Raw genomic sequence first — 25,026 nt, forward strand, 5'->3', positions numbered from 1 at the left:
ATTTTGGGGCCTTAGCTGGCGGTCTGGATTGTTTTCCTCTTGACTACGGACGTTAGCACCCGCAGTCTGTCTCCCGGATAGTACTCATTGGTATTCGGAGTTTGCATCGGTTTGGTAAGTCGGGATGACCCCCTAGCCGAAACAGTGCTCTACCCCCAATGGTATTCGTCCGAGGCGCTACCTAAATAGCTTTCGGGGAGAACCAGCTATCACCGAGTTTGATTAGCCTTTCACCCCTATCCACAAGTCATCCCCTGGCTTTTCAACGACAGTGGGTTCGGTCCTCCAGTTAGTGTTACCCAACCTTCAACCTGCTCATGGATAGATCACCCGGTTTCGGGTCTACACCCAGCAACTAAACGCCCTATTAAGACTCGATTTCTCTACGGCTCCCCTATGCGGTTAACCTTGCTACTGAATGTAAGTCGCTGACCCATTATACAAAAGGTACGCAGTCACCGAACAAGTCGGCTCCCACTGCTTGTATGCATGCGGTTTCAGGATCTATTTCACTCCCCTCACAGGGGTTCTTTTCGCCTTTCCCTCACGGTACTGGTTCACTATCGGTCAGTCAGGAGTATTTAGCCTTGGAGGATGGTCCCCCCATATTCAGACAAGGTTTCACGTGCCCCGCCCTACTCGACATCATCATATAAGCCCTTTCGTGTACAGGACTATCACCCACTATGGTTGCACTTCCCAGAGCATTCCACTAGAACTTATATGACTTAATGGGCTTTTCCCCGTTCGCTCGCCGCTACTGAGGGAATCTCAATTGATTTCTTTTCCTAAGGGTACTGAGATGTTTCACTTCCCCTCGTTCGCCTCGTATGACTATGTATTCATCATACGATACCTGCCTTATGACAGGTGGGTTTCCCCATTCAGAAATCTCCGGATCACAGGATATTTGCCGCCTCCCCGGAGCTTATCGCAGGCTATTACGTCTTTCATCGCCTCTGACTGCCAAGGCATCCACCACATGCACTTAATTACTTGACTATACAACCCCAAACAGTCGTTAATCCCTACAAGTAGGATTAAGACAGTCTATGATGATTTCTCATCACTTCCTTACAGTTTGTTGTTCTGTGTACTTAAACACTGTACAGCTTCAATTCAATTCACATACCAAAACGCTTGATTCAGTTAATTTCGCTAGTAACTCATTTCTTCAACCTTCATCAATCAGTAATAAATCACTGTTAATGTCGATCTTAAAAACGAGTATGAACAAATTATTTCAACTCAAATATATTCTGTTAATGATTTTTCCAGCCTTCGTCAGGTCAGGAAACTGTGATAAATCACAGAAGTTAATAAAATGTAAACCAATATCTACTTCTTACTAATTTCTGTAATCCAACCTATCTGCGCGAAGCATAGCTTCTTGCTTAAATTTCAAGGAAAAACATTGTTTTTCTATTCTTGAAATTTGGTGGAGACTAGGAGAGTCGAACTCCTGACCTCCTGCGTGCAAAGCAGGCGCTCTACCAACTAAGCTAAGTCCCCAGCTTATCAATAAGTCAATGTCTCTGTTTTTCTGTATTCAGCATTTAATAATGCTTGTTAGTCAGATTTGGTGGGTCTGACAAGACTTGAACTTGTGACCCCACGCTTATCAAGCGTGTGCTCTAACCAACTGAGCTACAGACCCTCAGATACATCGTCATGAAGAACAACTTGTTGTGGATTCTTACCAATCGTCAATCTTTCGTTAAGGAGGTGATCCAGCCGCAGGTTCCCCTACGGCTACCTTGTTACGACTTCACCCCAGTCATCGGCCACACCGTGGTAAGCGTCCTCCTTGCGGTTAGACTACCTACTTCTGGTGCAACAAATTCCCATGGTGTGACGGGCGGTGTGTACAAGGCCCGGGAACGTATTCACCGCGGCATTCTGATCCGCGATTACTAGCGATTCCGACTTCATGGAGTCGAGTTGCAGACTCCAATCCGGACTACGATCGGCTTTTTGAGATTAGCATCCTATCGCTAGGTAGCAACCCTTTGTACCGACCATTGTAGCACGTGTGTAGCCCTGGTCGTAAGGGCCATGATGACTTGACGTCGTCCCCGCCTTCCTCCAGTTTGTCACTGGCAGTATCCTTAAAGTTCCCGGCTTAACCCGCTGGCAAATAAGGAAAAGGGTTGCGCTCGTTGCGGGACTTAACCCAACATCTCACGACACGAGCTGACGACAGCCATGCAGCACCTGTATGTAAGTTCCCGAAGGCACCAATCCATCTCTGGAAAGTTCTTACTATGTCAAGACCAGGTAAGGTTCTTCGCGTTGCATCGAATTAAACCACATGCTCCACCGCTTGTGCGGGCCCCCGTCAATTCATTTGAGTTTTAGTCTTGCGACCGTACTCCCCAGGCGGTCTACTTATCGCGTTAGCTGCGCCACTAAAGCCTCAAAGGCCCCAACGGCTAGTAGACATCGTTTACGGCATGGACTACCAGGGTATCTAATCCTGTTTGCTCCCCATGCTTTCGTACCTCAGCGTCAGTATTAGGCCAGATGGCTGCCTTCGCCATCGGTATTCCTCCAGATCTCTACGCATTTCACCGCTACACCTGGAATTCTACCATCCTCTCCCATACTCTAGCTTCCCAGTATCGAATGCAATTCCTAAGTTAAGCTCAGGGATTTCACATCCGACTTAAAAAGCCGCCTACGCACGCTTTACGCCCAGTAAATCCGATTAACGCTCGCACCCTCTGTATTACCGCGGCTGCTGGCACAGAGTTAGCCGGTGCTTATTCTGCGAGTAACGTCCACTATCCTAGAGTATTAATCCAAGTAGCCTCCTCCTCGCTTAAAGTGCTTTACAACCAAAAGGCCTTCTTCACACACGCGGCATGGCTGGATCAGGCTTTCGCCCATTGTCCAATATTCCCCACTGCTGCCTCCCGTAGGAGTCTGGGCCGTGTCTCAGTCCCAGTGTGGCGGATCATCCTCTCAGACCCGCTACAGATCGTCGCCTTGGTAGGCCTTTACCCCACCAACTAGCTAATCTGACTTAGGCTCATCTATTAGCGCAAGGTCCGAAGATCCCCTGCTTTCCCCCGTAGGGCGTATGCGGTATTAGCATTCCTTTCGGAATGTTGTCCCCCACTAATAGGCAGATTCCTAAGCATTACTCACCCGTCCGCCGCTAGGTTAGGTAGCAAGCTACCTTTCCCCGCTCGACTTGCATGTGTTAAGCCTGCCGCCAGCGTTCAATCTGAGCCATGATCAAACTCTTCAGTTAAAAATCATTAGTAGCTTATGGCTACAAATCTTGGCTCATCAATTTTCTGACAAATATTTCTCAAATAAACTTCGAGTAATTTCTACCATCAATCAATGAAATATTTTCGATCGATCAATCAGTAAAAATCCACACAAGTTGTTCTTCATAATCTCTTAATGATCTTCTTGCTGATTCGTCATCAGCAAGCTAGGTCGGCTATACTACTCTCTCTCCAGAGAAAGTCAACTGGTTTTGTTAATTATTTTAAACTTACTCAAGACTCTCAGATTCTACCGCTTGGGCTAAATCCTTGTTTATCAACAAGTTTTAATCAACATCACCGCCGATGGATGTGCATTCTACAGCATTTCTAATCCAACACAACCCCCTTTACTCAATTATTTATAAAAAAATCTCCAACTGTTTACTTATTCGGCAAAATGATGTTTTTTTCTTATTTCTTGAGTGAAAAGGGAACAATTTCTCCAATTTCATTTCGATTTTTTTCTTGTGATTTTTTTTCTTGCCACTTTAATGCACGACAATCCACATATTCACAATAACCACTTTCGCCCTGTTCCTCATAATTATCCATTTTGAGTTGATATTTAAAGCTACCTACATAACCCGCAGCCAAACCAAATTTAAAATCACCACGACTTTGAGCGTAAAGATGAATGTGATGTCCCTGCTCATCTTGATAATGCCATTCAAACTCTCGCGGTAAATACATTTTTTGCCCATTGGGAGTTTTCACAGCAGGATAAACACGATGAACTTGAAAGCGCACCATCCGATCAAACATATGGGTTTGTTGTTTTTGTAAATCACGTATATAGATACGTGACTGTACAATTCGATTAAACGAATCTCGAATTTGTTCTAACAATAACTGACGCTGATCTACTAGATTAATGACTTGATATGTGAAAAACGCTAAGGGTAAATAACTAAAGTCGATACTGCGCGCGTATTCAAAAGCTCCCAACTGGTCAATGTCAAAGCACTGTTCTTTATATTTAACTTCTCCCTGACATCGACACAATACAGACCAATGCTCAGCAAGACCAAAACGCAATTTGGTGAAATGTGAAATCAGCGGCGTTGTTGTAATTTCAATCTCAAAACTCAATTCTGTGTCTTTTCTTTGAATTTGAAACTTTGGGAACGCTCCCATGAGTTGTTCTTTGTTGGCAAATTTAAATGTTTTTTCTTGAAATGAACATTCCGCAGAAATTGAATAGCGGTTCAGTTGCCCAGCCATATGTGGGCTACTGCTGGCCAATACCGTAGCAGTATCTAAAGGTGTAGTTCTGATTGCACTATTATTGCGAAACATAGGCGTATTGGGCTGACCAATCATGCTCAAAAAATTTAAATAATGCAGTGGTGCAGGAAGATTGGGAATGGTTAAAGCTTGATGAATAATTTTATATTTTTTATTGGGCGGATGATAAGCAGGGAGTGACCGTGAAAGAGCCTGATTAAGTTGTTTAGACTGATCGAGAAAATCTTGAAACAACCACATATCATACTCCTTCTACATATCATTAACTCATGATGGGCTGTGCTGACGTCGTGCTAAAAACGTAGTAATAAAGCCAGATAATGTATAAATCAAGGAAATGACCAAAATACCGACAGGAATATTGTAAGTTATTGCAGCAAAAATAAAGACCGCGATAGGAAGGACAAAAAATGGTACTCGCTTACGATCTACCGTTTTAAATGAATAATATTTAATATTCGAAATCATGAGGAGCCCCACAGACACAATCACTGCTGCACTGATGGCTTGAATACCCCGCTCACGAATATCAAAAATTTCGGGGAAATCGAGTCCGACCCAAACCAATGAAATAATAATAATCGCAGCAAGTGGACTAGCTACACCAATAAAGTAACGCTTATCGACCACACCAATTTGCACATTAAAACGAGCTAGACGGAACGCAGCACAGGCAGTGTAGACAAAACAACACGCCAAACCTATGCGACCGAGCGAATCCAAACTCCAGCTATACATCAAAATAGCGGGTGCAACACCGAACGCCAATAGATCAGATAAAGAATCATACTGTTCACCAAAAGCACTCTGCGCACCAATGGCTCGTGCAACGCGACCGTCCAAGCCATCCAATAACGCTGCCAAGAAAATGGCATAAATCGCTTGCTGGAAGTTGCCATTCATACTGGCAATGATGGAATAAAAGCCTGACAACAACGCTGCCGTTGTAATCAGGTTCGGCCACAAATAAATACCTCGACGTTTTACTTTTTGACCTTCCTGTGTGTGCTCTTCTTCTTCCACCTCGAAAGTAATCCCATCAAAAGTAGGCGTACTGCGGGGTGAAGATTCGCTTTCAGGTTTATTTATATTTGTCATTCTCTGTCGATCCTAATGTAGCCTTTTCTCTTATAGTCTATCTTTATTCGCCAACTAACCAACGAACAGCAGCATGACCACCATTTTCACTCATACGCAAATGTGGGAATAACCATTGTAGCGCTTCATCTGCATCTTCAGAAAACTTCCAAGGTGGGTTAATCACCAATAGACCACAACCGTTTAAGCCCACTGGAGTATCATCTGGCCAAACACATACTTCACAGATCAACTGACGACGAATACCGGTTTTAATCATTTTCTTTTCAAAACGGTCAATCATGGCGCGGTCTTTGATTGGATACCAAATTGCAAACACACCCGTTGGCCATTTTTTATATGCAGTCGCTATGAGATCAACCAATTGAGGGAAATCTTTACGCTCCACTTCGTAAGGTGGATCAATCATCACCAATCCGCGTTTTTCTTTGGGTGGAATAACACCAAATAGCCCTTCATATGCATCGCGCTCATGTAAGCCTGCGCGTTTATCACGAACGTTGTAATACAACTGTTGGAATACATCACGCTGCATTTCAAAAATGGTGGCTTTATCGATTTCGCGCATGCCTTCCAATGCAAACCACGGCGAACCTGGATAAGCGCCTTTACCTGAACCTTCACGCATTTTTTCAACAATTTTTAAATACTGCTGAACACCCTCAGGTGCATTACGCTTAATCGAGTCATCAAGTTTTACTAAACGGTGAATACCATTTAAAAACTCACCCGACTTTTGTGCTTCTGAAGTTGATAAATCATATTTACCAGCACCGCCATGCGTATCAATATAACGATACGGTTTATCTTTTTGATTGAGGCGAGTCAAAATCTGAAGCAAAAGGACATGCTTCATGACATCTGCAAAGTTACCTGCATGGAAGTGGTGACGGTAATTCATGTTTCTATCATTCCTAAAATCAATGAGTATTTTAGCATGAAAAATAGTTTCGTTCAGATTGCTTTCATACACTAGAATAACCGTGGCTTTTCTTTGTCTTTTTTAGGTTAATAATGTAATGGAAGCAGTTCTTCTCCCAAAGTATTGGAATGTTGATCAAATCCTAGATGATTTAGATCAACATGGTTTTGCCATCATTGATGACGCCTATTCTAATGACTATGTACATCAACTCATTGAAGAATGTACTTCGAACTTAAACCGCTTTCGTGAAGCCGCTATTCAAAACGGTGTCATCAGCAAGATCCGTAGTGATCACATTTTATGGCTCAATCCCGAGCTCGTTATTTCCCATCAACATGTTCAAGCCCTTTATAGTTTGGGTCAGGAACTAAATCGTGCCTTTTATCTTGGTATTCGAGACGTCGAAGCACATTTTGCTTGCTATAACGCTGGCGAGTTTTATGCCCTGCACCGTGATAACCCTCAAGGCAAAAATGGCCGCATGATTTCTACGGTTTATTATTTACACGAAGACTGGCAAGACGGTTGGGGCGGTGAACTTCATCTACAAGATAAAAATGACATTTGGCATGTACTACAACCTAAACCGAATCGTATTGCATTGTTTCAAAGTGACTTACTGCATGAGGTTTTAGAAGCCAAACATCAGCGTTTATCGATTACTGGGTGGTTACGGAGTGACAGTACAATCCTGTGATTCAAGCAAAAAGACTTTAAATTGTAAGAAGTATCCTCATATACTGAACATCAATTGATGAGGATGTAACCGATGCGTGCCAGCAGTCAACAAATTATTCAGCGTATTGGTGAAACAGATCAACTCTACCTACAAGGCAATAGCCCTGAATTAGCCCTTGAGCGTGCTGATTTGCGCTTACAGTTGGTCACACTAAGCCAACTACGTCAAGAGCAAGTCCACTTTTTACAAGAAGCGGTGGTATTACTTGAGCAAGGTCGAATTGAGTTTGAGGAAATGCCTCTGTCTTTGTACCTCAATTTGTCTTTGCACCTTGCAAAGGCTTATATGCTGTACTTTGAAATCACCAAAGAAGATCGCTTTGCGTTGATTACACAGCAAATTCTAAAACCGCTGACCAGCTATGGTCAGGGCGATATTTACCTGTTTTTGGCCTATGCCTCGGTCAGTCGAAAAGAGTCAGCATTGGCACGGCACTGGCTTGGCAAATATGCGAAAAGCACCGAGTTTGATTTCGTTTTACTGCGTGAACATGCCGCTTTTGTTGACCTTCATCAAGAAGATTGGTTTATCAAGCTGATGCAAAGTAAACTGCACTAAAATGCACAAATAAAAAACGCCTGAAATCAGGCGTTTTTTTATGGGTCAATTCTACAATTCAAATGCCAACGGCATAAAATCAATTTAGGCAGTTTGAAGTTTATAAGCATCAAGATGTAGCTGTTGATTGAGTTCATCAACCATAATCGCCCAATCATCATCTTGAACCAAATGACTGATTAATAGCGCACGTTGTGCGGAATTCCAAAACGGTGCGTCGTGTAAAGATTGATGAGCAGGAAGTTGATGCGTACGAATATATAACTCGATGGCAGCCGCACTATTGGCGAGTCCCAGTTGCGAAAATAAAAGCTCTAAGGATGGTTTATGTTGACTGAGCATCTCGGCCTCCTTATCAATACTATTGTCAATTATTATTGAATTAACTTATATGTATTTTCTAAAAAAACCTAGTCATAAAACTAGATTTGTTGTTTCAATTTGTGATTATAAATGACACGAACCTGAAAGCGTATGTTCTGTATGTAATTGTTCATTTAACAAGTCGACCACCATTGCCCATTCATCATCTTTTTTCCAATTACTGATAATGAAGTCATGCTGTGCTTTTGACCAAAAGGGTGCTTTATGCAATGGAACGTCTGAAGTAAGTTGGTGTGTTTCAATAAACTGATCGATTGCTTCCGCACTCGCATCAAGCCCCAATTGTTCAAATAAAAGTTCTAAAGTCGGTTGTTGGTCAAACATCATTGTTCTCCTCAAGCCCTGATCATGCCCTTTTAGAATAAACCTTTGGGCACCTATGCTCAGTTGTATCTACATCACAGCATGTTATTTTTTGTTCAATAAACACCCCATATAAAAAAGCACCCCAAATGGAGTGCTTTTTCAAAACAGATCTTGAACAGATCAGTTTTTAATTATTTAAGCATGTCAGCAATTGCTGCGCGCTCTTCTTCAAGTTCTTGAAGAGTTTTGTCCATACGCTCACGGCTGAACGCATCGATTTCTAGGCCTTCAACACGTGTGTATTCGCCATTTTCGCAAGTTACAGGAACACCGTACATTACGCCTTCAGGAATACCATAAGAACCGTCAGAAGGAATACCCATCGTTACCCATTCGCCATTTGTGCCAAGAGCCCAATCGCGCATATGGTCGATCGCAGCGTTCGCAGCTGAAGCTGCTGAAGACAAACCACGCGCTTCGATAATCGCAGCACCACGTTTACCAACAGTTGGAAGGAATACATTCGCGTTCCAGTCAGCATCGTTGATTTTGTCTTTTAAGCTTTCGCCGTTTACAGTTGCAAAACGGTAGTCAGCATACATTGTTGGAGAGTGGTTACCCCAAACAGTCATGTTTTTGATGTCTGCTACAGCAACACCCGCTTTTTGAGCAATTTGAGTCAACGCACGGTTGTGGTCAAGACGTAACATTGCTGTAAAGTTTTTCGCTGGAAGATCTGGAGCAGATTTCATTGCGATGTAAGCATTTGTATTTGCAGGGTTACCTACAACAAGTACTTTAACGTCACGGCTAGCAACTTCGTTTAGTGCTTGACCTTGACCGATGAAGATTTCACCGTTCACTTTCAATAAGTCAGCACGTTCCATACCAGGACCACGTGGACGTGAACCAACCAATAACGCGTAGTCAGCATCTTTAAATGCAACTTTTGGATCATCAGTACCGATCATGCCAGCCAATAATGGGAAAGCACAGTCGTCTAATTCCATCATTACGCCTTTAAGCGCAGCTTGAGCTTTCTCAAAAGGAACTTCTAACAATTGCAGAATAACTGGTTGGTCTTTACCTAACATTTCGCCACTAGCGATACGGAATAATAGGCTATAACCGATTTGACCAGCAGCGCCAGTAACGGCAACGCGAACAGGTTGCTTCATGTACTTATCTCCATTTGAGGAACGTTATATGATTAAATAGCTGTTCTATCTAATCTTAATAATCATAAACGGCAAAGATTGTACTCCAATACTTTGGCAGATGCATGTAAAAGAGAATGAATTCCAACAAAAGTATGATAGGAAATATAAATTAATTTAGGGAAAGAGATTAGTAAGAACCCTTGATCGCAAAAGAATTTGGGCAGTTTTCTTGTATATTCTCTGCACAACCTTTGTACTGACCATTGGGTTTATAACAGACCTTGACTTCGGTCAAAATATTGGTTTGACGGTGAGTACGGCAGCTAAAACGCAGCCCGCTTGCAGGTAGTCCAGGATTCAAACGTTGGAACTGTCCACGTAAGCTATGCAGTTGCGCGGTTTTATTTTCAGATGAAGTCAAATCTGCGGGAATTTTTAAACGTTCTGCATAATTAATCACGTTACGAAAATATTGACTGGCACTCATCGGCACACACCCCCCAATCTCTGCCCACAATTGGCGACGTGCATGCTCATCGGGCATCACCCTAGCCACCACTTTGGCCTGAAGTGGTGACAGCACTGCTGAGGAATTGGTCTGACACTCTCGTGTTGTAGTTTCAGGATACAAGCCAGTGATGTTGAGCGAATAGCCTTCCAAACATTTCCGTTTCTTTGAGCCTTGGTTATCGAACAAACACACGGCGGGTGTCATTTGAACTTCCATCACATAGCCAAACACGGTCGGTGTTGCATGGGCTGATGTCGCAAAAAATCCCATAGCTATGCCGCTGCTGATCAACAGCAGAAGCTTTTGCGTTAAGACTGATTGGGATGACATCAAAACCATAAAATGCCTAGGCCTTTATTATTGACTTCTAAAAGGGATATTTTGCATGCGCTGGGTGATCGACTGTGGCCCCTGTCCAAGCAGAACACCATAATGGGTCGCATTACTCATGACATGCTTGACGTAATCGCGAGTTTCAGTCAAAGGAATACTTTCTGTGTATTGATCCGCCGCAATCGGCTGATTATCAGGCTGCCAACGGCGCGCACGATTTGGCCCTGCGTTATAACCTGCTGTGGCAAGTACAGGACTGTTACTTAATTGGCTTTGAATCATGGACAAGTAGAATGTGCCATAACGAACATTGGTATTCATATCACTCAGTGCAGCAGGATTATAGGTTTCACCCATTTGTCTAGCGACTAGTTTTGCCGTATCTGGCATGATTTGCATCAAACCACCTGCCCCCACATGCGAGCGAGCATGGGTAACAAATCGGCTTTCTTGGCGCATTAATCCATACGCCCATGCAGGATCTATGCCTGCATTGCGACTATGGCTGACCACATAGCTTTGATGCGGCATGGCATAACGATAACTGTAGTTATGTTGCTTGACGGTTCGATCGGCTGCATAGATCGCGCGGTCATACCATCCCATTTCGGTTGCACGTTTGGCAGCAGCCAAAATTAAGCCATCATCTTGTTTTAAATACGCTTGTCGAACTGCCCAATTCCATTCACGGTTGACATAATTGTCTGGCGCATTGACGTTGCGCAGTGCAAAAGCGCGGCTAAAGTGAATATCTTGACTCAAACGCTGCGCATCCGCATTGCTCGGTTGGGTATTTGCTGGAATCGTTTGATAACGCTGACCAATACGATCTTTTGCCAATAAGTTATGATAATCGTCACCTACTGACAATTTTTTGAAGATCTCGCGCGCCAGTGCTTTTGATTTTGCATCACCACGTTGTTCTGAAGCACGGGCTAACCAATACTGCCAGCGATCTTCTTGTTTCTGCGTCACACTCATGCCATCAATGGCACGAATGACACTCTCCCATGCGCCGAAACGAATGGCTTGGCGTGCATAAATTTCAGCTTCTTCTTCACTCAGTGCTAAACCATAGCTCCGATCGAAAGCTTGCAACACTTCGACATTAAAATTATTTTTCATGACGGTTGTGCCACCGATATACCCCACGGCTCGGTACAACGCTTTTTGCACCGACTCAGGTGTCCCCTCAGCAGCACGCTTTACCGACGCCAGTGCAGTATTTAGATCACTGTCGGCTAAGCGCCCAATGGCATAAATTAAATACGCTTGATCTGCCGCCGATGCTTTCGGTGCGGACCAGAGATAGTTCAGGGGATCAGCTTGAATGCTATTCAGCTGTGCCAACGACAGATTCATGCCAATGGTTTGTGCGGTTGCAATCGCTTGACCTGACTGCCCTGCACGTAGCTGCGCCCATAAACGTTGTTGTTTGTCTTGCTCCGTCATCAGTGGACTAGACAACATCATACGCCCCAGCCCTGTACAAGACTCAGGTTGTGAATTGGTCGTGAGCCAAACATCTTTATATTCGGCAAAAACCAAAGGATCGTCTGACTTGGCACGGACTTGCGCCATGGCACAGCTTTCTGCGCGATCTGCATTGGACACATAGGCCAATACCGGCTGCGCGGAAGCAAAGTCGGCCATTTTAACTTTTTCTTCGATGTAATCTGCTGCTAACTTCTCAGCCATGGCAGATTGCGGATAGCGCTGTGCAAATCCGACAATATTCGCCGCAGGTTGCAACGCCAAATTACTGTTAAGCACCCAGTATTCAGGATAATAACCCAGCACATCACCCTGCATACTACTTTGATATTGCTGTAATAAACCAACATTGCCTGCATTTGCTGCACGCAAGGCATCATTAAACTGTTCATCTGCGGCATGTGTCGCTGCCGATAGACCCAAGGCAGCCACACCCAACGCAAACACTTGATAATATTTATTCTGTAATCGTTTTAACATGGGTTTGCCTTCAGTCATCTTTGGATTGCCTAGTCTCGTCTCATCATTTTCATTAGTTTAATAACTCATAACAGACTCTATTGTTCTCTTATGTAACCTTATGATTAGACAATATTAATTTTCCTGCATTTTCACTTCACAAATCAATCTTTTTAGCTTCAGATTTAAAGCTATAAGTTTATTCATATTTCCTGCTAAAATACGCGCCTTTCGTAGATTTCACATGGTGTTTGATCGCCCTTTTTTGTCGCCAGCCAAGCTCTGCTTTCGCCGCCACAGATACTGATCAGACACAAAAACCTAGATTTATCCCCCCTTAGGAGCCTACATGACGGTTCAAACCTTCATTCCAAATGGTGCCCAAGCTGCCTCAGAAAACACTGTTACCCAGCCACAGCACACCCCAGCCATCGATGGATCAGTTAAAAAACTGTATATCGAAACGCAAGGGTGTCAGATGAATGAGTATGACAGTCACCGTATGGCAGACTTACTTGGCGACTCGCACGGTTATGTGCTGACCCAAGACCCGAAAGAAGCAGATATTCTACTCATGAATACCTGCTCGATTCGTGAAAAAGCCCAAGAAAAAGTGTTCTCTGAATTGGGTCGTTGGCGCAAGCTGAAAGACAAAAATCCTGAACTGATCATTGGTGTCGGTGGTTGTGTGGCCTCTCAAGAGGGTGACAACATTCAAAAACGTGCCAACTATGTCGACATGATTTTTGGCCCGCAAACCTTGCACCGTTTGCCACAAATGCTTGATCAGCACTTTAATCAAATCGAAAAACCCAAGAAAGAAAAAATCAAATTGGTGGATATCTCTTTCCCAGACATTGAAAAATTCGACTTTTTACCTGAACCGCGTGTGGAAGGTTACAAGGCTTTTGTTTCAATTATGGAAGGTTGTTCAAAATATTGTTCATTCTGTGTAGTGCCCTACACCCGTGGTGAAGAAGTTTCTCGCCCATTGGATGATGTTTTAGCAGAAATTGCGACATTAGCCGAAAAAGGCGTACGTGAGATTTCTTTATTGGGTCAAAACGTGAATGGTTACCGCGGTGAAACATTCGAAGGCAATATCTGTACTTTTGCAGACTTGTTACGTCTTGTGGCAGAAATTCCGGGGATTGGGCGTTTACGCTACACCACCTCACATCCACTTGAGTTTAATGATGACTTAATTGAATGTTACCGTGATCTACCGCAAATGGTGTCGCATCTACATTTGCCCGTACAAAGCGGCTCAAACGATGTATTGCAAGCCATGAAGCGTAACCACACCATTGATGTCTATATCGACAAAATTGCTAAATTACGCAAAGTTCGTCCAGATATGCATTTATCCAGTGACTTCATCATTGGTTTCCCGGGTGAAACCGATGCGCACTTTGAAGAAACTTATCAGTTTATCAAAGATATGGACTTCGACCATTCCTACAGTTTTGTCTATTCAAAACGTCCGGGTACACCCGCGTCTGATCTTGAAGACACCACCTCTGAAGACGTGAAAAAAGAACGCCTCAGTAAAGTTCAAAAATGGATCAAACGCTCGAGTATTGACAAGACCGATGCCATGCTCGGCACCATTCAACGCGTTTTGGTCGAGAAAGTTTCAGACAAAGATCCAAACTTACTGATTGGCACGGCGGATAACACTCGTTATGTGAGTTTTATTGGTGATGCAGCATGGGTCGGACGTTTCGCCGAAATCGAAGTGACAGAGATTAAAACTTTGAATTTTGTTTATGGTGAACTCTTGAATCTTGAGCCTGACGTGGCGTAATGTAAGGGAATAGATTCTGACTACTTAAAGGAATTCTCTTGACTGCAGCGATTCGACGTACAGTAACTTTTCCTGGGGTTTCAATAGAACGTTTAAAGAGCATGCTCGGTGCTTATAACGGTCATTTGAAACAAATCGAACAGCGTTTAGATGTCACTATTTCCCATCGAGGTGATGCATTTTATGTCGATGGTGAAATGGATGCAGTTGAGAGAGCCGAAGGTCTGCTCCATCGCCTGCATGAAGAAGCAGAAAATACGGCACAAATCAGTGCCGATACCTTACACCTCATGATTCAAGGCAGTCAGACTGACCGTGAATTGCAAGAAGACCTCGACGGGCAAGAGCATACTGGTTTAGATGAAGTGTGGCTGCAAACCCGTAAAGGTCGTATCAATCCACGCGGTGCCAACCAAAAGCGTTATGTGCAGCGTATTCTACAAAGTGATATTTCTTTTGGTATTGGGCCTGCAGGTACAGGTAAAACCTATCTCGCAGTTGCAGCCGCAGTCGACATGCTAGAACGTAATGAAATTCAACGGATTTTATTGGTTCGTCCTGCCGTTGAAGCAGGTGAAAAACTTGGTTTTCTGCCGGGTGATTTAAGCCAGAAAATTGATCCCTATTTACGCCCACTCTACGACGCCTTGTATGAAATGCTTGGCTTTGAAAAAGTGGCCAAACTGATTGAACGTCAAGTGATTGAAGTGGCACCACTGGCTTATATGCGTGGTCGAACTTTAAACCACTCTTTCGTGATTTTAGATGAAGCGCAAAACACCACGCCTGAACAAATGAAAATGTTCCTCACACGCTTAGGCTTTGGTTCGCGCGCAGTGATTACCGGCGATATCACACAGGTCGACTTACCGCGTGGTCAGCAATCCGGTCTGGCGCATGCTTTACGCATCATCGACAAAATCAAAGAAATTCACATTACCCACTTCCACTCTCGTGATGTGGTCCGCCACCAATTAGTGCAAAAAATTGTTGAAGCTTATGAGGGATGGGATGCAGAACAACATCGCTTAACGGCTGAAGCGCGTGCTGAACGCAAAGCGCGTCAAGAGGCCTTAGTTGCTGAAAATGATACCGCTGCCGATGCTCAGCATTAAGTTAAAGTCTGCGGGCATTTTAAAATGCCCGCAGATATCATTATTTAAGGATCTATTTTGAAACTGAGTCTTTCTCTACAACAGGACTTTCAAGCACCTGAGTTGGTCTTGAAACGTGGCTATATCAAAAAAGTTGTAGAAACTGTTTTACGTCATATTGGCACGCAGAGTAACTGTGAAATTGGCATTGCTTGTGTCGACCATGATGAAAGTCATAAATTGAATTTGGAATATCGCGGCAAAGATAAATCAACCAATGTGCTGTCTTTCCCGAGCGATTTACCCGATGAAATGGCACAAATCCTTGACTCATTTCCTATTGGCGATTTAGTCATTTGCATTCCTGTGGTGCTGTTGGAAGCGAAAGAACAAAACAAAGCGCCACTGACGCATTTCACTCATATGTTGGTACATGGCACTTTGCATCTCATGGGCTATGACCATGAAACGTCAGAAGCAGATGCTGAAGAAATGGAAGGTATCGAAATTGAAATTTTGGCTAAACTCGGTTTTGAAAACCCTTATTTAGAACAGTAATTATTAAATTTGAAACAACTCACCCGATTCATCTCGATGTGTCGGGTTTATTTATGCTAAAAAATAAAGCAAGATGAAAAAATAGATGAAGAGATTATAAAAATGCATACATCGATTTCAAAACTACTCTGCATTATCGCCCTATCTTGCACTACACCACTCTATGCTAAGAGCAATGATAAAAATCAAACATCCTGTCAAGAAGTGAAATTTCAAGACACAGCTCAGGCGTGGGCTGGACATTATTATTTAAACGGCGTTATGGAGGTCGGTTCCGAACTTTTACTAGAGACCAACGGTAAATTTAAATGGTACTTAGCTGTCGGCTCTTTAGACCAATATGCTGAAGGGACATGGTGGAAAAACGGCAACTGCATTGGTTTAAAGGCACTGCCGAAATATAGCAAGCATTTAGAAATTTTTCCTAGCCGCCTAGATGTGGAAGAGTCTCATTTAACTGTGACTTGGATGGGTGGACGTCAAGACGGGGCCTATGTACGCGCAACCCAATAAATCAAGCTAACCCAAATAGCATAACAACTTAAAACAATGATACAGCCATTTAAGGTTGAAGTCTGCAAATGAGAACATGCTTACTCAAGTCAAGACAGCATGTGAATAAGCCGAGACTTATCCACATTTTAATAAAAAACGGCTGTTAATAAGCCGTTTCTGTATTTCTCAAGATTTTTTAGAATTGATAGCGGAAAGTGAGCGTTGCATTACGTGGTGCACCATATACCATACTATTTTTACCTAAGCCTTCGTAATATTTCTCATCAAACAAATTGTTCACATTCAGCTGAAGTTTAATATTTTGATCAACTTGATAAGCTGCCATCAAGTTCGCCAACACATAGGCATCTTGCGTAATGCGCCCCGCAGTCTCATCTTTATATGCCTCGCTCTTATAGTTTAAGCCGCCACCAAAGCTCCATCTATCGAGTGTATATTTGGTAAATAGATTGGCTGAAGTTCTCGCAGCAGTCGTTTGTACTTTTTTGCCATTCGCATCTTCTGCATTAAAATGAGCGACACCAAAACTCATGTCCCACTTGTCCGTCAGTTTGCCATCTAACTCTATTTCAAATCCTTTACTCTCCACACCATCCGCACTGCCATAAATATTTTTTACTTCATCACCATCCATAATTGTGCCTATAATCTCAGCTACATTATCTTGCTGGGTTAAAAATACCGACATTGATGCATTAAGTTGTTTGTCAAAAAACTCTCCCTTCAAGCCCGTTTCATAGCTTTTACCTTCACGTGGGTCAAGATATTGACCATCCGCACTCTGCTTATCTTCTGGTTTAAAAATACCTGTATAGCTGGCATACCATGAGTAATCTTCCAAAAAGTCGTAAATCAACCCTGCGTATGGTGTCACTTTATTATCAAATTTACGATTGCCTTTACCATCAGCACTTTCATACTCCCAGTTAGATACACGTACACCTGTTACTAACTTTAAAGGCTCTAACAAAGTGAACTTACCTGCTAGATAAGCCCCTGTTTGCGTGGTTTTATTAGATGGATTTGCGACATTATTATTAATGGATCCAATAATTTTTGATGGCGTAAAATCATCAAAATCAATCGTCCCATTATCTAAAGTTGGTGACCCATAATAACGATCAGTCAGCTCACTTTGGTTATACATAAATCCAGCAAGAACCTCTTGCTGTAGTCCACCTAAAGTGAAAGGTGCTGAAATATAAACATCTGCATTATTTTGCGTAGTCTTTGAAGTATCGGTGTATGGATATAACCCGCCACTACTATTGGTTGCTTTATCTACAGAGTCGGACCACAGATATAATAATGCTGTCTCTGCATCAATTTCGCGGTAATCATAATTTACGTTCAACGTAATATCATTAAATAACTTCTGCTTAAATTGGGCAAATGCTGTAGTTGTATTGGTATTCCAATAGGTCCAATCGCTGGTCACTGTTAAATCACGATCAAAATCTGTTAGCGAGCCATCATTATAAAATGCAGGTAAACCACCCCATTTAATACCTGAACGATCAAGCTCCTGATAACTTGCACCCACTGACAAATAAGTGTTGTCTGTTAAATCTGCATCGATCACGCTATAAAATAAGTTATTCTCTTTTTCATACAAATCTGCGAAAGCATCTGTACTTTCATGTTTAACCACGACTCGCCCACGTACACTACCATCAGTATTTAAGGGTGCAGAAATATCTGCCATGCTGTTCCATGCATTCCACGAACCATAAGATGAGCTTAATGTACCTGTGAGTTCTTTTGCATTGGCATGTTTACGCACCATGTTAATCGCAATCGAAGGATTACCCGCGCCCGTCATTAAACCGTTTGCGCCTTTCACCAATTCCACACGGTCATACATACTCAGATCAGGATCACTTGCAATGTCCAGCTCAGACGAACTCGGTACACCATCAAATAAGTAATAATCCACATCAAAACCACGTGCTGTCGGATATTGACGTTCATCCCAGCGATTGGTAGTGACTCCTGTCACGCTGTTCAACATATCTTGGAAAGAATTAATATTTGCATCATCTAAATACTCGCGGGTTAAAACTTTAACCGACTGCGGTGTTTCACGAAGCGACAAATTTAATTTGGTCGAAGTACTGGCACTCTTAGCCGTATAACTCTTTGTTCCTTCTGTTACGGCTGGATTCTCTTCCTCAGCCTGAACAGTGATGGTTTCAAGCTGGGTGCTTTCATTGCCTACTGTAGATGCTGCAGATACCAACGTCGGGAGAAATACCGTTGCTGCTGCCATAGCCAACATCAGTGGGCTAACTTTGAAGCGATTCAATGTTGGAGAGTTGTACATAAAACTATGTCCTTATAACAGGGATCGAATATTTAAAGGCATGCACGCTCTCACCCCATCGCTTCGCTATAAAGAAAGATGTCTCAATGCTTAAAATATTTAACAAAAAATACACTGCAAATGATAATTATTTTTATTATCAATTCAAGTTTTAAGGAGTAAACCTAATTTGTTGTTTTTTATTGTTTAAAAAAATTAAAAGTCAAAGCAAATAAATAACATATTGTTTTTTAAAATTTTATTAAATTTAAATTAATTATAATAATTTTACGTAAAGAAGTGCACAGCTCAGTGCACTTCAAACTCTGCCTCTGCTGGGTCAAAACGCCATGTACGCACAATGCGTAACTCAGAAATATCCTTCATTTTGGCATCAAATCCACCGAATGGTGCGGCCTTACGTACCGATGCTTTTGCCGCCTCATCGAGCATCTCATGACCTGAACTATCAATCAGGCGAATAGCACGGATGCCTCCTGATGCATTTAGAATCACCATTAAACGCACTTCACCCGCCAGCCGCTGCTGTTTAGCTGCTTCTGGATAGTAACGGTTGCCATAAAACTCCACTTTCTGACGGAACTTTTCAAGATAGGCGGCCGAAATATCTTGCTTGGCTTGAATACCATCGACTGTTTTAATTTTTTGCTGACGACTAAAGTTTTGTTGGCGTTGTAAATATTGCGCTTCAAGGCTGGCCACCATTGCTGCTTTGGCTTGAAACTGACTGTTCATTTCTTCCATGGCTTTTTTGCGCTGATTATCCTCAGCTTGTTTTTGCCAACTTAAAGTCGTCATCAACAGTTTTTCTTCAAAATTCAGTTCACGTTTTTGTTGGATCTGCTCTAAAGTTTCACGCTGCTGTTCGCCTGTACTTTGCTCAAGCATCGGTGCGGGCATGTCACTCGACATACGATGTGACTCACGAAAGGTACCTGAACCTTGTTGATCGGCTTGCGCTAAAAAATCTGCATTTTCAATTTTTTTATCAGAAGGGCGTAAAGTGACAGCAATTTCTTTCACTGCCGCATCATTTTCTTGAGGCATAGCAAATTGCAAAGTCAAAATCACGAGATGCAAAAATACCGCCAGTACGACGGTCGCTGTAAAAATTGGATCTTTCCACCAATCATGAGCCAAAGGCATTACATTTATTTTTCTAAGCATCACACCAAACCGACAATTTGTCTTGTTCCCCAAAGCGCATGCGCGCAGTATAAAATAGACACAGTCTTCATTTTATTGCGTAGAATGAGACCTCGTACCCTTTAGATTCACTGTTTCATAAAATCATGAAAATGGTGCAATTAATTTTGCTAAACTGCAAGGTTCATGAGCAGTATTTTTCAAACATTTCGACCAGAGATCTGATCGCTCAAACACGTTGATTAGCTAGGACGCCTTTTATGCAAACGCTTATTTCCAACATTTCAAATCGTTTACGCCAAGTTTATCAAAAGGCGGAAGGATTTATTGAGGATGAGCGCGAGTTTCCAATGTCTCAAGTCTTTTTAAATGCCACTTTTCAACGTTTTGTGACCGACAACGTGAGAATGTTGAAAGACCTGCATGCCGACTTACATGATGATTGGTTACGCTTATATGCCACACTCGACTATAACGGGCTCAAACTCACGCTTTCGGTAGATTTGAAACTGGCACAAATGGAGTTAAATAAAAAAACGCAGTTGATTGTATTTGAGCAAATCAGTGACACCAGTGTTCTGGATGCTGAATACCCAACGGTATTTCATAAAATTGGCGTGCGCTGTGCCCTATTCTTTTATCAAAAAGTCCTGAATCAAGACCCCTTAGGCATGATTTTAGAAAAACTGAATGTGATTAAAGTCAAAGATGATCTACTGCATTTGGATCTGAATCGCTGGTTAGGAAAAAATCGTTCTATTATCGATACCTTAGGTAAAGTCCATGTCAATCATGCCGTATTGCGTGAAGCAGAATTGGTAGTGATCGGTAATGTCAACTTAACGGCATTGTTCAATAAGTTTTCGCAAACCTCTATCGATGACTTGATTGAACCCAATCTAGACGAAAGCACGGTCTCGCCAATTCGACAAAAATAACTCGGGATGCTGCGACTAAAATGTGACTTAAGGTGGGTAAAAGAAACATAAAACTACAGTTTGTCCTATGTTTCGAATTTTTTCTTCATAATCAACGTGCATAATATTTCTATGCAAAAAAATTTGTGCCTACAACTGAATAGGAAACTTTTTCTTATGGCTAAATCAATGTTGAAAACAGTCGCAATGGCAACAGGTGTCAGCACCTTGCTCTTTGTCGGTTTCTCAAGTCAAACCTTTGCCATGAGTCCATTCCAGGCCAGTTATCAATTTAACTATAATGGCAAAAACATGGGCTCAGCGACGCGTACGTTATCGAAATCGGGCAACAACTGGAACTATGTCTTTGCAGCCAAAGCTGGTGGTATCGCCTCTGCAACCGAAAGTAGTCGCTTTAGTTTTAATGGTAAACAAATTCAGTCCAGCAGCTTTAGCCGTAGTAGTAAAATTTTGGTGCATAACAACACCATGAGTATTAACTTCAATCCAGCGGCAAAAACCATCAATACCAAGAAAGACAAAGAAACGCGTTCTTTCGCTTGGAAAGCTGGCGTACTGGATGAACTGAATGCTGAATTACAACTTCGTGAAGACATCAAAAATGGTGGTTTAAAATCGACTTATTATTTGGCCGATGCCAAAGAAGTCGAAGCACGTAAATTTGTGAAGCAAGGTTCTGAGTCAATCAAAACCGATTATGGGACCTTTGACACCATTAAAGTGGTCATGAAACATGACAAACCTGGCCGCGAAACCATTTTCTGGTTAGCACCTAAATTGGACTACCTTCCAGTCAAAGTCAGCCATGTGGATAAGAAAACATCCTATGGATTGCTATTAACGGGTTATAAAGGTGCAAGCAATTAGTCATTTTGACGAATTTTACTTGCATTTTTTCAGGTGCTTCCTAAAATACGCTTTTGCTTGAAAAAGCACCTGCCCCTAGAGGATTCTCCCGTGTACGCACTAGAACAGAAAATCTTAAGCGAAGGTATCGTTCTATCTGATGAAGTTCTGAAAGTTGATGCTTTCTTAAACCACCAAATTGATCCGGTTATGATGCAATTAATCGGTAAAGAATTTGCTGCTCGTTTTAAAGATGCAGGCATCACTAAAATCATCACGATTGAAGCATCAGGTATCGCACCTGCAATCATGGCAGGTTTAGAACTGGGCGTGCCCGTTATTTTTGCGCGTAAATACCAATCTTTAACCTTAAAAGATGACCTTTACCGCTCAAAAGTCTTTTCGTTTACCAAACAAACCGAAAGCACGATTGCAATTTCAAATAAGCACATCAGCTCAGCAGACAAAGCCCTCGTGATTGATGACTTCTTGGCCAATGGTCAAGCGGCATTGGGTCTGATTGACTTAATTCACCAAGCGAAAGCAGAAGTTGTTGGTGTGGGTATTGTGATTGAAAAATCATTCCAACCTGGTCGTGACATTTTGCTTGAAAAAGGCTACCGCGTTGAATCTTTGGCACGCGTAAAGTCTTTGGCAAATGGTACTGTTGAATTTGTTCGTGACTAATCACGGCGTTTAACTTCAAAAAAGAGCACTTCAGATGCTCTTTTTTTGTCACTCAGATGACCCGCGGGTCATCCACATGTAAATGTCACAGTAGGTTATTTTCAATTTAATTACACATTGAAGTTGGAGAAATGCGATTTATATAGCATGATCAAATCTAAAAGGTAATGTCCATTTTCTAAGAGCAAAACAAACAAAGACCAAATTGGATACTATTTTATAGAGATACCGATTTGAATGATAAACAAGAATCAATTAACTCAACGATCATTTACCACAAGCCAATTATCTGTCTTTGATGGCGTACACTCCATTCAACTCGCCCGTAGACTTCATTCACGACTTGAGTAAAGCAGACTCCTTGCAAGCTGTTTTAGATACCATTGCTTACTGGATTTCTCACGTGTTTGATGCGGATCGGGCCAGTATTACCCTGCAAGATACTGAAGAATATCTCAAACTGTATTCGATCTCAGGCAATCATGCGATTCCCATGGATTTTAAGATTCCGATTGGGCAGACTTTTGTCGGACGAGTCTTTGCCCAATCTCAACTGATCATTTGCGATGACCTCGCTCAGTCGGATGAGCTAGATTGTAAAATACTTTCCGAGCATGGCATGGGCACCTGTATGGATGCGCCCATGATTCACAATGGCGTGTGTATTGGCACCTTAAATGTGGCAGATCAACGTAAACATCACTACACTTTGCAGCAAGCGATTCTTTTACAGAGTCTCGCCACTTGGTTAGCTTTGAACATTAAATTGCATTTACAAGTGCAAGAAATGGCAGTCTTAGCCTCTACAGATGAACTCACAGGAACCTTTAACCGTCGTGAATTTGTGCAAGAAAGCAATCAAACCATGCAGCATTTCAGCCATGCTCGCGTGCCATTTACAATCGGCATCTTAGATATTGATCACTTTAAACAGCTGAATGACTGTTATGGGCATACCGCAGGTGACCATGTGCTGAAAAAGATGACCAAAAAAATCCGCAGTGTACTGCGTGACGAAGACTTTTTAGCCCGTATTGGTGGTGAGGAATTTGCGATTATTTTACCCGCTTGCTTGGGTGATGAAGCCATGCGGGTCTTTAAACGTATCTGTTCAACGATTGAAGCGATGGAAGTGCATTATGAGCAAGAAGTGCTGTGCTTCACGGTCAGTATAGGGGTTGCTGAAGTCGGCAAACATGACGCAGATGCAGAGGATGCCTTTAAACGTGCAGATAAAGCGTTGTACTGTGCCAAGCAAGCAGGACGAAACCGAATTCACTTTGCCAACTAAACCATATTTAAAAACACAGCATAAAGTACTCAAGAAAATTACAAGTTTAATAAATATTATTGCTGCAAGTTCAACTAAGATTTACTCTAGATTCAGTTGTTTAGATCTTTCAAATTCAAGCGCAAAACACGGTTGTTCTGCGCAACGTGTCATCCACACCGTAAAACGGCTGCCAGCTTCAATCACTGGTCACCCGAATAGGCCAATAGACTATGGAAAATACAATTCTCTGCCCAAAATGTGGCTCTAGTGATGTTGAAAAACGCAATCACGAGCAACAACTGACTAAAATTGGGGGCGTATTGCTCAGTTCGGCAGGTGCAACCGCTGGTACCGTCGGTGGTGCAGCATCTGGGGCCTCTATTGGTGCAGCGATCGGTGCAGCGGCTGGACCTCTTGGGGTGATTATGGGTGGTACCATTGGCACTTTTGTCGGTGCAGTCAGTATTGGTGTGACAGGTGGTTTTTTAGGACATCGTTTTGGTAAAAAAGCGGGTGTGATTGTCGATAAAAATGTATTTCTTGACTATAAATGTCTCAAGTGCGGTACAAAGTTCAAAGAACAGCATCTGAAGCCAGCCCAATAATAAAAAAGCCCATCATGGATGGGCTTTTTTCATGTCTCAATGTTCTAGGCTTGTAGTTTCTTCACAACTTCCCCAAGACGCTTACCTTGAGCTTCGCACAGCACTTTTTCATCTTGGCTTAAGTGCTGATCATGTCGAGGCCCGCTGACATGGCTCGCACCATACGGTGTTCCACCTGTTTTCGTATGTGACAATGCGGGAATGGCATTGTTCAACCCTAAAATCATCATGCCATGATGAAACAACGGTGGCAGCATGGTCAATAAAGTACTTTCTTGGCCACCATGCATCGAACCTGATGAGGTAAACACACAAGCCGGCTTGCCATGCAGTGCTCCATTGAGCCAAAGACTGGTGGTCTGATCGAGGAAATATTTCATTTCAGAAGCCATGTTGCCAAAGCGAGTTGGTGAGCCTAGCGCTAAACCAGCACAGTTCTCCAAATCCGCTAAACTACAATAAATATCGCCTTCTGCAGGAATACTCGGCTCTGCTTCCTTCACCACAGCCGCAATATTTGGCACCGTTCGAATTTTAACTGCAACACCACTGGCTTCAATTCCATTTGCAATCAGATGCGCCATTTCACGGGTACTGCCGTATTTGCTGTAATATAAAACTAAAACATAGGTTTGCATGAATAGAGTTCGGTAACAGAAAAAATAAAACTATACGGTATTTTTCCTATTTTTTGGTTAAGCTTAGGGTGAAAAATGTAGAAAAGATGAAGAAAACAAAAG

General features: G+C 42.5%; 22 protein-coding genes, 2 tRNA genes and 2 rRNA genes. 11 read left to right on the plus strand and 15 right to left on the minus strand.

Annotated features, from left to right (window positions below):
- The 7 genes from F986_RS01015 to F986_RS01045 all read right to left on the minus strand — a co-directional run.
- Positions 1-1,002 (minus strand): 23S ribosomal RNA (locus F986_RS01015); the annotation flags it as partial.
- A 434-nt stretch (positions 1,003-1,436) separates the two neighbouring features.
- Positions 1,437-1,512, minus strand: a tRNA-Ala gene (locus F986_RS01020).
- 68 nt (positions 1,513-1,580) lie between these two features.
- Positions 1,581-1,657, minus strand: a tRNA-Ile gene (locus F986_RS01025).
- A 61-nt stretch (positions 1,658-1,718) separates the two neighbouring features.
- A 16S ribosomal RNA gene (locus F986_RS01030) occupies positions 1,719-3,256 on the minus strand.
- 436 nt (positions 3,257-3,692) lie between these two features.
- On the minus strand, positions 3,693-4,766 hold the full coding sequence (locus tag F986_RS01035; protein WP_004691211.1) for a DUF6670 family protein: 1,074 nt from the start codon (positions 4,764-4,766) through the stop codon (positions 3,693-3,695).
- A 27-nt stretch (positions 4,767-4,793) separates the two neighbouring features.
- The gene (gene pssA / locus F986_RS01040; protein WP_004691212.1) at positions 4,794-5,624 is read right to left on the minus strand and encodes a CDP-diacylglycerol--serine O-phosphatidyltransferase; all 831 of its coding nucleotides are present in this window, start codon (positions 5,622-5,624) and stop codon (positions 4,794-4,796) included.
- A gap of 43 nt (positions 5,625-5,667) precedes the next feature.
- On the minus strand, positions 5,668-6,525 hold the full coding sequence (locus tag F986_RS01045) for a 23S rRNA (adenine(2030)-N(6))-methyltransferase RlmJ (RefSeq protein WP_004691214.1): 858 nt from the start codon (positions 6,523-6,525) through the stop codon (positions 5,668-5,670).
- Positions 6,526-6,643: 118 nt separating this feature from the next.
- On the opposite strand from F986_RS01045, the gene F986_RS01050 reads away from it, so the two are divergent.
- Together F986_RS01050 and F986_RS01055 are read left to right on the plus strand one after the other, a co-directional pair.
- A complete protein-coding gene (locus F986_RS01050) occupies positions 6,644-7,246 on the plus strand; it encodes a 2OG-Fe(II) oxygenase (RefSeq protein ID WP_004691216.1) in 603 nt (200 codons plus the stop codon).
- 72 nt (positions 7,247-7,318) lie between these two features.
- Positions 7,319-7,846, plus strand: a complete 528-nt coding sequence (locus tag F986_RS01055) for a hypothetical protein (RefSeq protein WP_004691217.1) — start codon at positions 7,319-7,321, stop codon at positions 7,844-7,846.
- Between the two features lie 84 nt (positions 7,847-7,930).
- Here F986_RS01055 and F986_RS01060 read toward each other — a convergent pair whose 3' ends face one another.
- From F986_RS01060 to F986_RS01080, 5 genes are all read right to left on the minus strand, one after another.
- Positions 7,931-8,188 carry a DUF2789 family protein gene (locus F986_RS01060; RefSeq protein WP_004691219.1) on the minus strand — a complete coding sequence of 86 codons (258 nt, stop codon included), beginning with the start codon at positions 8,186-8,188 and terminating at the stop codon, positions 7,931-7,933.
- Positions 8,189-8,293: 105 nt separating this feature from the next.
- Positions 8,294-8,554, minus strand: a complete 261-nt coding sequence (locus F986_RS01065; protein ID WP_004691222.1) for a DUF2789 family protein — start codon at positions 8,552-8,554, stop codon at positions 8,294-8,296.
- A gap of 173 nt (positions 8,555-8,727) precedes the next feature.
- Positions 8,728-9,714, minus strand: coding sequence for a malate dehydrogenase (locus F986_RS01070; protein WP_004691225.1), 987 nt, complete (start codon positions 9,712-9,714; stop codon positions 8,728-8,730).
- A 169-nt stretch (positions 9,715-9,883) separates the two neighbouring features.
- Positions 9,884-10,546 (minus strand): ribonuclease T2 family protein, encoded by a 663-nt coding sequence (locus F986_RS01075; RefSeq protein WP_004691227.1) that lies wholly within the window; start codon positions 10,544-10,546, stop codon positions 9,884-9,886.
- An 18-nt stretch (positions 10,547-10,564) separates the two neighbouring features.
- Positions 10,565-12,532: a lytic transglycosylase domain-containing protein gene (locus tag F986_RS01080; protein WP_004691229.1), complete on the minus strand. Its 1,968-nt coding sequence runs from the start codon at positions 12,530-12,532 to the stop codon at positions 10,565-10,567.
- 310 nt (positions 12,533-12,842) lie between these two features.
- On the opposite strand from F986_RS01080, the gene miaB reads away from it, so the two are divergent.
- The 4 genes from miaB to F986_RS01100 all read left to right on the plus strand — a co-directional run bounded on the left by miaB (position 12,843) and on the right by F986_RS01100 (position 16,465).
- Positions 12,843-14,300: a tRNA (N6-isopentenyl adenosine(37)-C2)-methylthiotransferase MiaB gene (gene miaB, locus F986_RS01085; protein ID WP_004691230.1), complete on the plus strand. Its 1,458-nt coding sequence runs from the start codon at positions 12,843-12,845 to the stop codon at positions 14,298-14,300.
- Positions 14,301-14,338: 38 nt separating this feature from the next.
- Positions 14,339-15,415, plus strand: a complete 1,077-nt coding sequence (locus F986_RS01090) for a PhoH family protein (RefSeq protein WP_004691231.1) — start codon at positions 14,339-14,341, stop codon at positions 15,413-15,415.
- A gap of 57 nt (positions 15,416-15,472) precedes the next feature.
- The gene (gene ybeY, locus F986_RS01095; protein WP_004691232.1) at positions 15,473-15,952 is read left to right on the plus strand and encodes an rRNA maturation RNase YbeY; all 480 of its coding nucleotides are present in this window, start codon (positions 15,473-15,475) and stop codon (positions 15,950-15,952) included.
- 102 nt (positions 15,953-16,054) lie between these two features.
- Entirely contained in the window at positions 16,055-16,465 is a 411-nt protein-coding gene (locus tag F986_RS01100; protein WP_004691234.1) for a hypothetical protein, read from the plus strand.
- Positions 16,466-16,643: 178 nt separating this feature from the next.
- Here the strand turns inward: F986_RS01100 and F986_RS01105 are convergent, their stop codons facing one another.
- Both F986_RS01105 and F986_RS01110 read right to left on the minus strand, forming a co-directional pair.
- Positions 16,644-18,791, minus strand: a complete 2,148-nt coding sequence (locus F986_RS01105; protein WP_004691236.1) for a TonB-dependent siderophore receptor — start codon at positions 18,789-18,791, stop codon at positions 16,644-16,646.
- Positions 18,792-19,079: 288 nt separating this feature from the next.
- Positions 19,080-19,937, minus strand: coding sequence for an energy transducer TonB (locus F986_RS01110; protein ID WP_004691238.1), 858 nt, complete (start codon positions 19,935-19,937; stop codon positions 19,080-19,082).
- 260 nt (positions 19,938-20,197) lie between these two features.
- Here F986_RS01110 and F986_RS01115 point away from each other — a divergent pair, with 260 nt between their 5' ends.
- The 5 genes from F986_RS01115 (at position 20,198) to F986_RS01135 (ending at position 24,286) form a co-directional block, all read left to right on the plus strand.
- Positions 20,198-20,875: a hypothetical protein gene (locus F986_RS01115; protein ID WP_004691240.1), complete on the plus strand. Its 678-nt coding sequence runs from the start codon at positions 20,198-20,200 to the stop codon at positions 20,873-20,875.
- Between the two features lie 156 nt (positions 20,876-21,031).
- Positions 21,032-21,742 (plus strand): DUF3108 domain-containing protein, encoded by a 711-nt coding sequence (locus F986_RS01120; RefSeq protein ID WP_004691241.1) that lies wholly within the window; start codon positions 21,032-21,034, stop codon positions 21,740-21,742.
- A gap of 90 nt (positions 21,743-21,832) precedes the next feature.
- Positions 21,833-22,408 carry a xanthine phosphoribosyltransferase gene (locus F986_RS01125; RefSeq protein ID WP_004691243.1) on the plus strand — a complete coding sequence of 192 codons (576 nt, stop codon included), beginning with the start codon at positions 21,833-21,835 and terminating at the stop codon, positions 22,406-22,408.
- A gap of 298 nt (positions 22,409-22,706) precedes the next feature.
- Positions 22,707-23,699 (plus strand): sensor domain-containing diguanylate cyclase, encoded by a 993-nt coding sequence (locus F986_RS01130; protein WP_004691245.1) that lies wholly within the window; start codon positions 22,707-22,709, stop codon positions 23,697-23,699.
- Between the two features lie 212 nt (positions 23,700-23,911).
- Complete coding sequence (locus F986_RS01135) at positions 23,912-24,286, plus strand: hypothetical protein (RefSeq protein WP_004691247.1); 375 nt, start codon at positions 23,912-23,914, stop codon at positions 24,284-24,286.
- Between the two features lie 44 nt (positions 24,287-24,330).
- Here the strand turns inward: F986_RS01135 and wrbA are convergent, their stop codons facing one another.
- Positions 24,331-24,924, minus strand: a complete 594-nt coding sequence (gene wrbA / locus F986_RS01140; RefSeq protein WP_004691248.1) for an NAD(P)H:quinone oxidoreductase — start codon at positions 24,922-24,924, stop codon at positions 24,331-24,333.
- Positions 24,925-25,026 lie beyond the last annotated feature (102 nt).

Source organism: Acinetobacter johnsonii CIP 64.6 (assembly GCF_000368045.1).
GTDB lineage: Bacteria > Pseudomonadota > Gammaproteobacteria > Pseudomonadales > Moraxellaceae > Acinetobacter > Acinetobacter johnsonii.

Coding starts and splice junctions, on each gene's coding strand:
- F986_RS01035 (WP_004691211.1), bottom strand. CDS start 4,766: ATGTGGTTGTTTCAAGATTTTCTCGATCAGTCTAAACAACTTAATCAG.
- pssA (WP_004691212.1), bottom strand. CDS start 5,624: ATGACAAATATAAATAAACCTGAAAGCGAATCTTCACCCCGCAGTACG.
- F986_RS01045 (WP_004691214.1), bottom strand. CDS start 6,525: ATGAATTACCGTCACCACTTCCATGCAGGTAACTTTGCAGATGTCATG.
- F986_RS01050 (WP_004691216.1), top strand. CDS start 6,644: ATGGAAGCAGTTCTTCTCCCAAAGTATTGGAATGTTGATCAAATCCTA.
- F986_RS01055 (WP_004691217.1), top strand. CDS start 7,319: ATGCGTGCCAGCAGTCAACAAATTATTCAGCGTATTGGTGAAACAGAT.
- F986_RS01060 (WP_004691219.1), bottom strand. CDS start 8,188: ATGCTCAGTCAACATAAACCATCCTTAGAGCTTTTATTTTCGCAACTG.
- F986_RS01065 (WP_004691222.1), bottom strand. CDS start 8,554: ATGTTTGACCAACAACCGACTTTAGAACTTTTATTTGAACAATTGGGG.
- F986_RS01070 (WP_004691225.1), bottom strand. CDS start 9,714: ATGAAGCAACCTGTTCGCGTTGCCGTTACTGGCGCTGCTGGTCAAATC.
- F986_RS01075 (WP_004691227.1), bottom strand. CDS start 10,546: ATGGTTTTGATGTCATCCCAATCAGTCTTAACGCAAAAGCTTCTGCTG.
- F986_RS01080 (WP_004691229.1), bottom strand. CDS start 12,532: ATGACTGAAGGCAAACCCATGTTAAAACGATTACAGAATAAATATTAT.
- miaB (WP_004691230.1), top strand. CDS start 12,843: ATGACGGTTCAAACCTTCATTCCAAATGGTGCCCAAGCTGCCTCAGAA.
- F986_RS01100 (WP_004691234.1), top strand. CDS start 16,055: ATGCATACATCGATTTCAAAACTACTCTGCATTATCGCCCTATCTTGC.
- F986_RS01105 (WP_004691236.1), bottom strand. CDS start 18,791: ATGTACAACTCTCCAACATTGAATCGCTTCAAAGTTAGCCCACTGATG.
- F986_RS01110 (WP_004691238.1), bottom strand. CDS start 19,937: ATGCCTTTGGCTCATGATTGGTGGAAAGATCCAATTTTTACAGCGACC.
- F986_RS01115 (WP_004691240.1), top strand. CDS start 20,198: ATGCAAACGCTTATTTCCAACATTTCAAATCGTTTACGCCAAGTTTAT.
- F986_RS01120 (WP_004691241.1), top strand. CDS start 21,032: ATGGCTAAATCAATGTTGAAAACAGTCGCAATGGCAACAGGTGTCAGC.
- F986_RS01130 (WP_004691245.1), top strand. CDS start 22,707: ATGGCGTACACTCCATTCAACTCGCCCGTAGACTTCATTCACGACTTG.
- F986_RS01135 (WP_004691247.1), top strand. CDS start 23,912: ATGGAAAATACAATTCTCTGCCCAAAATGTGGCTCTAGTGATGTTGAA.
- wrbA (WP_004691248.1), bottom strand. CDS start 24,924: ATGCAAACCTATGTTTTAGTTTTATATTACAGCAAATACGGCAGTACC.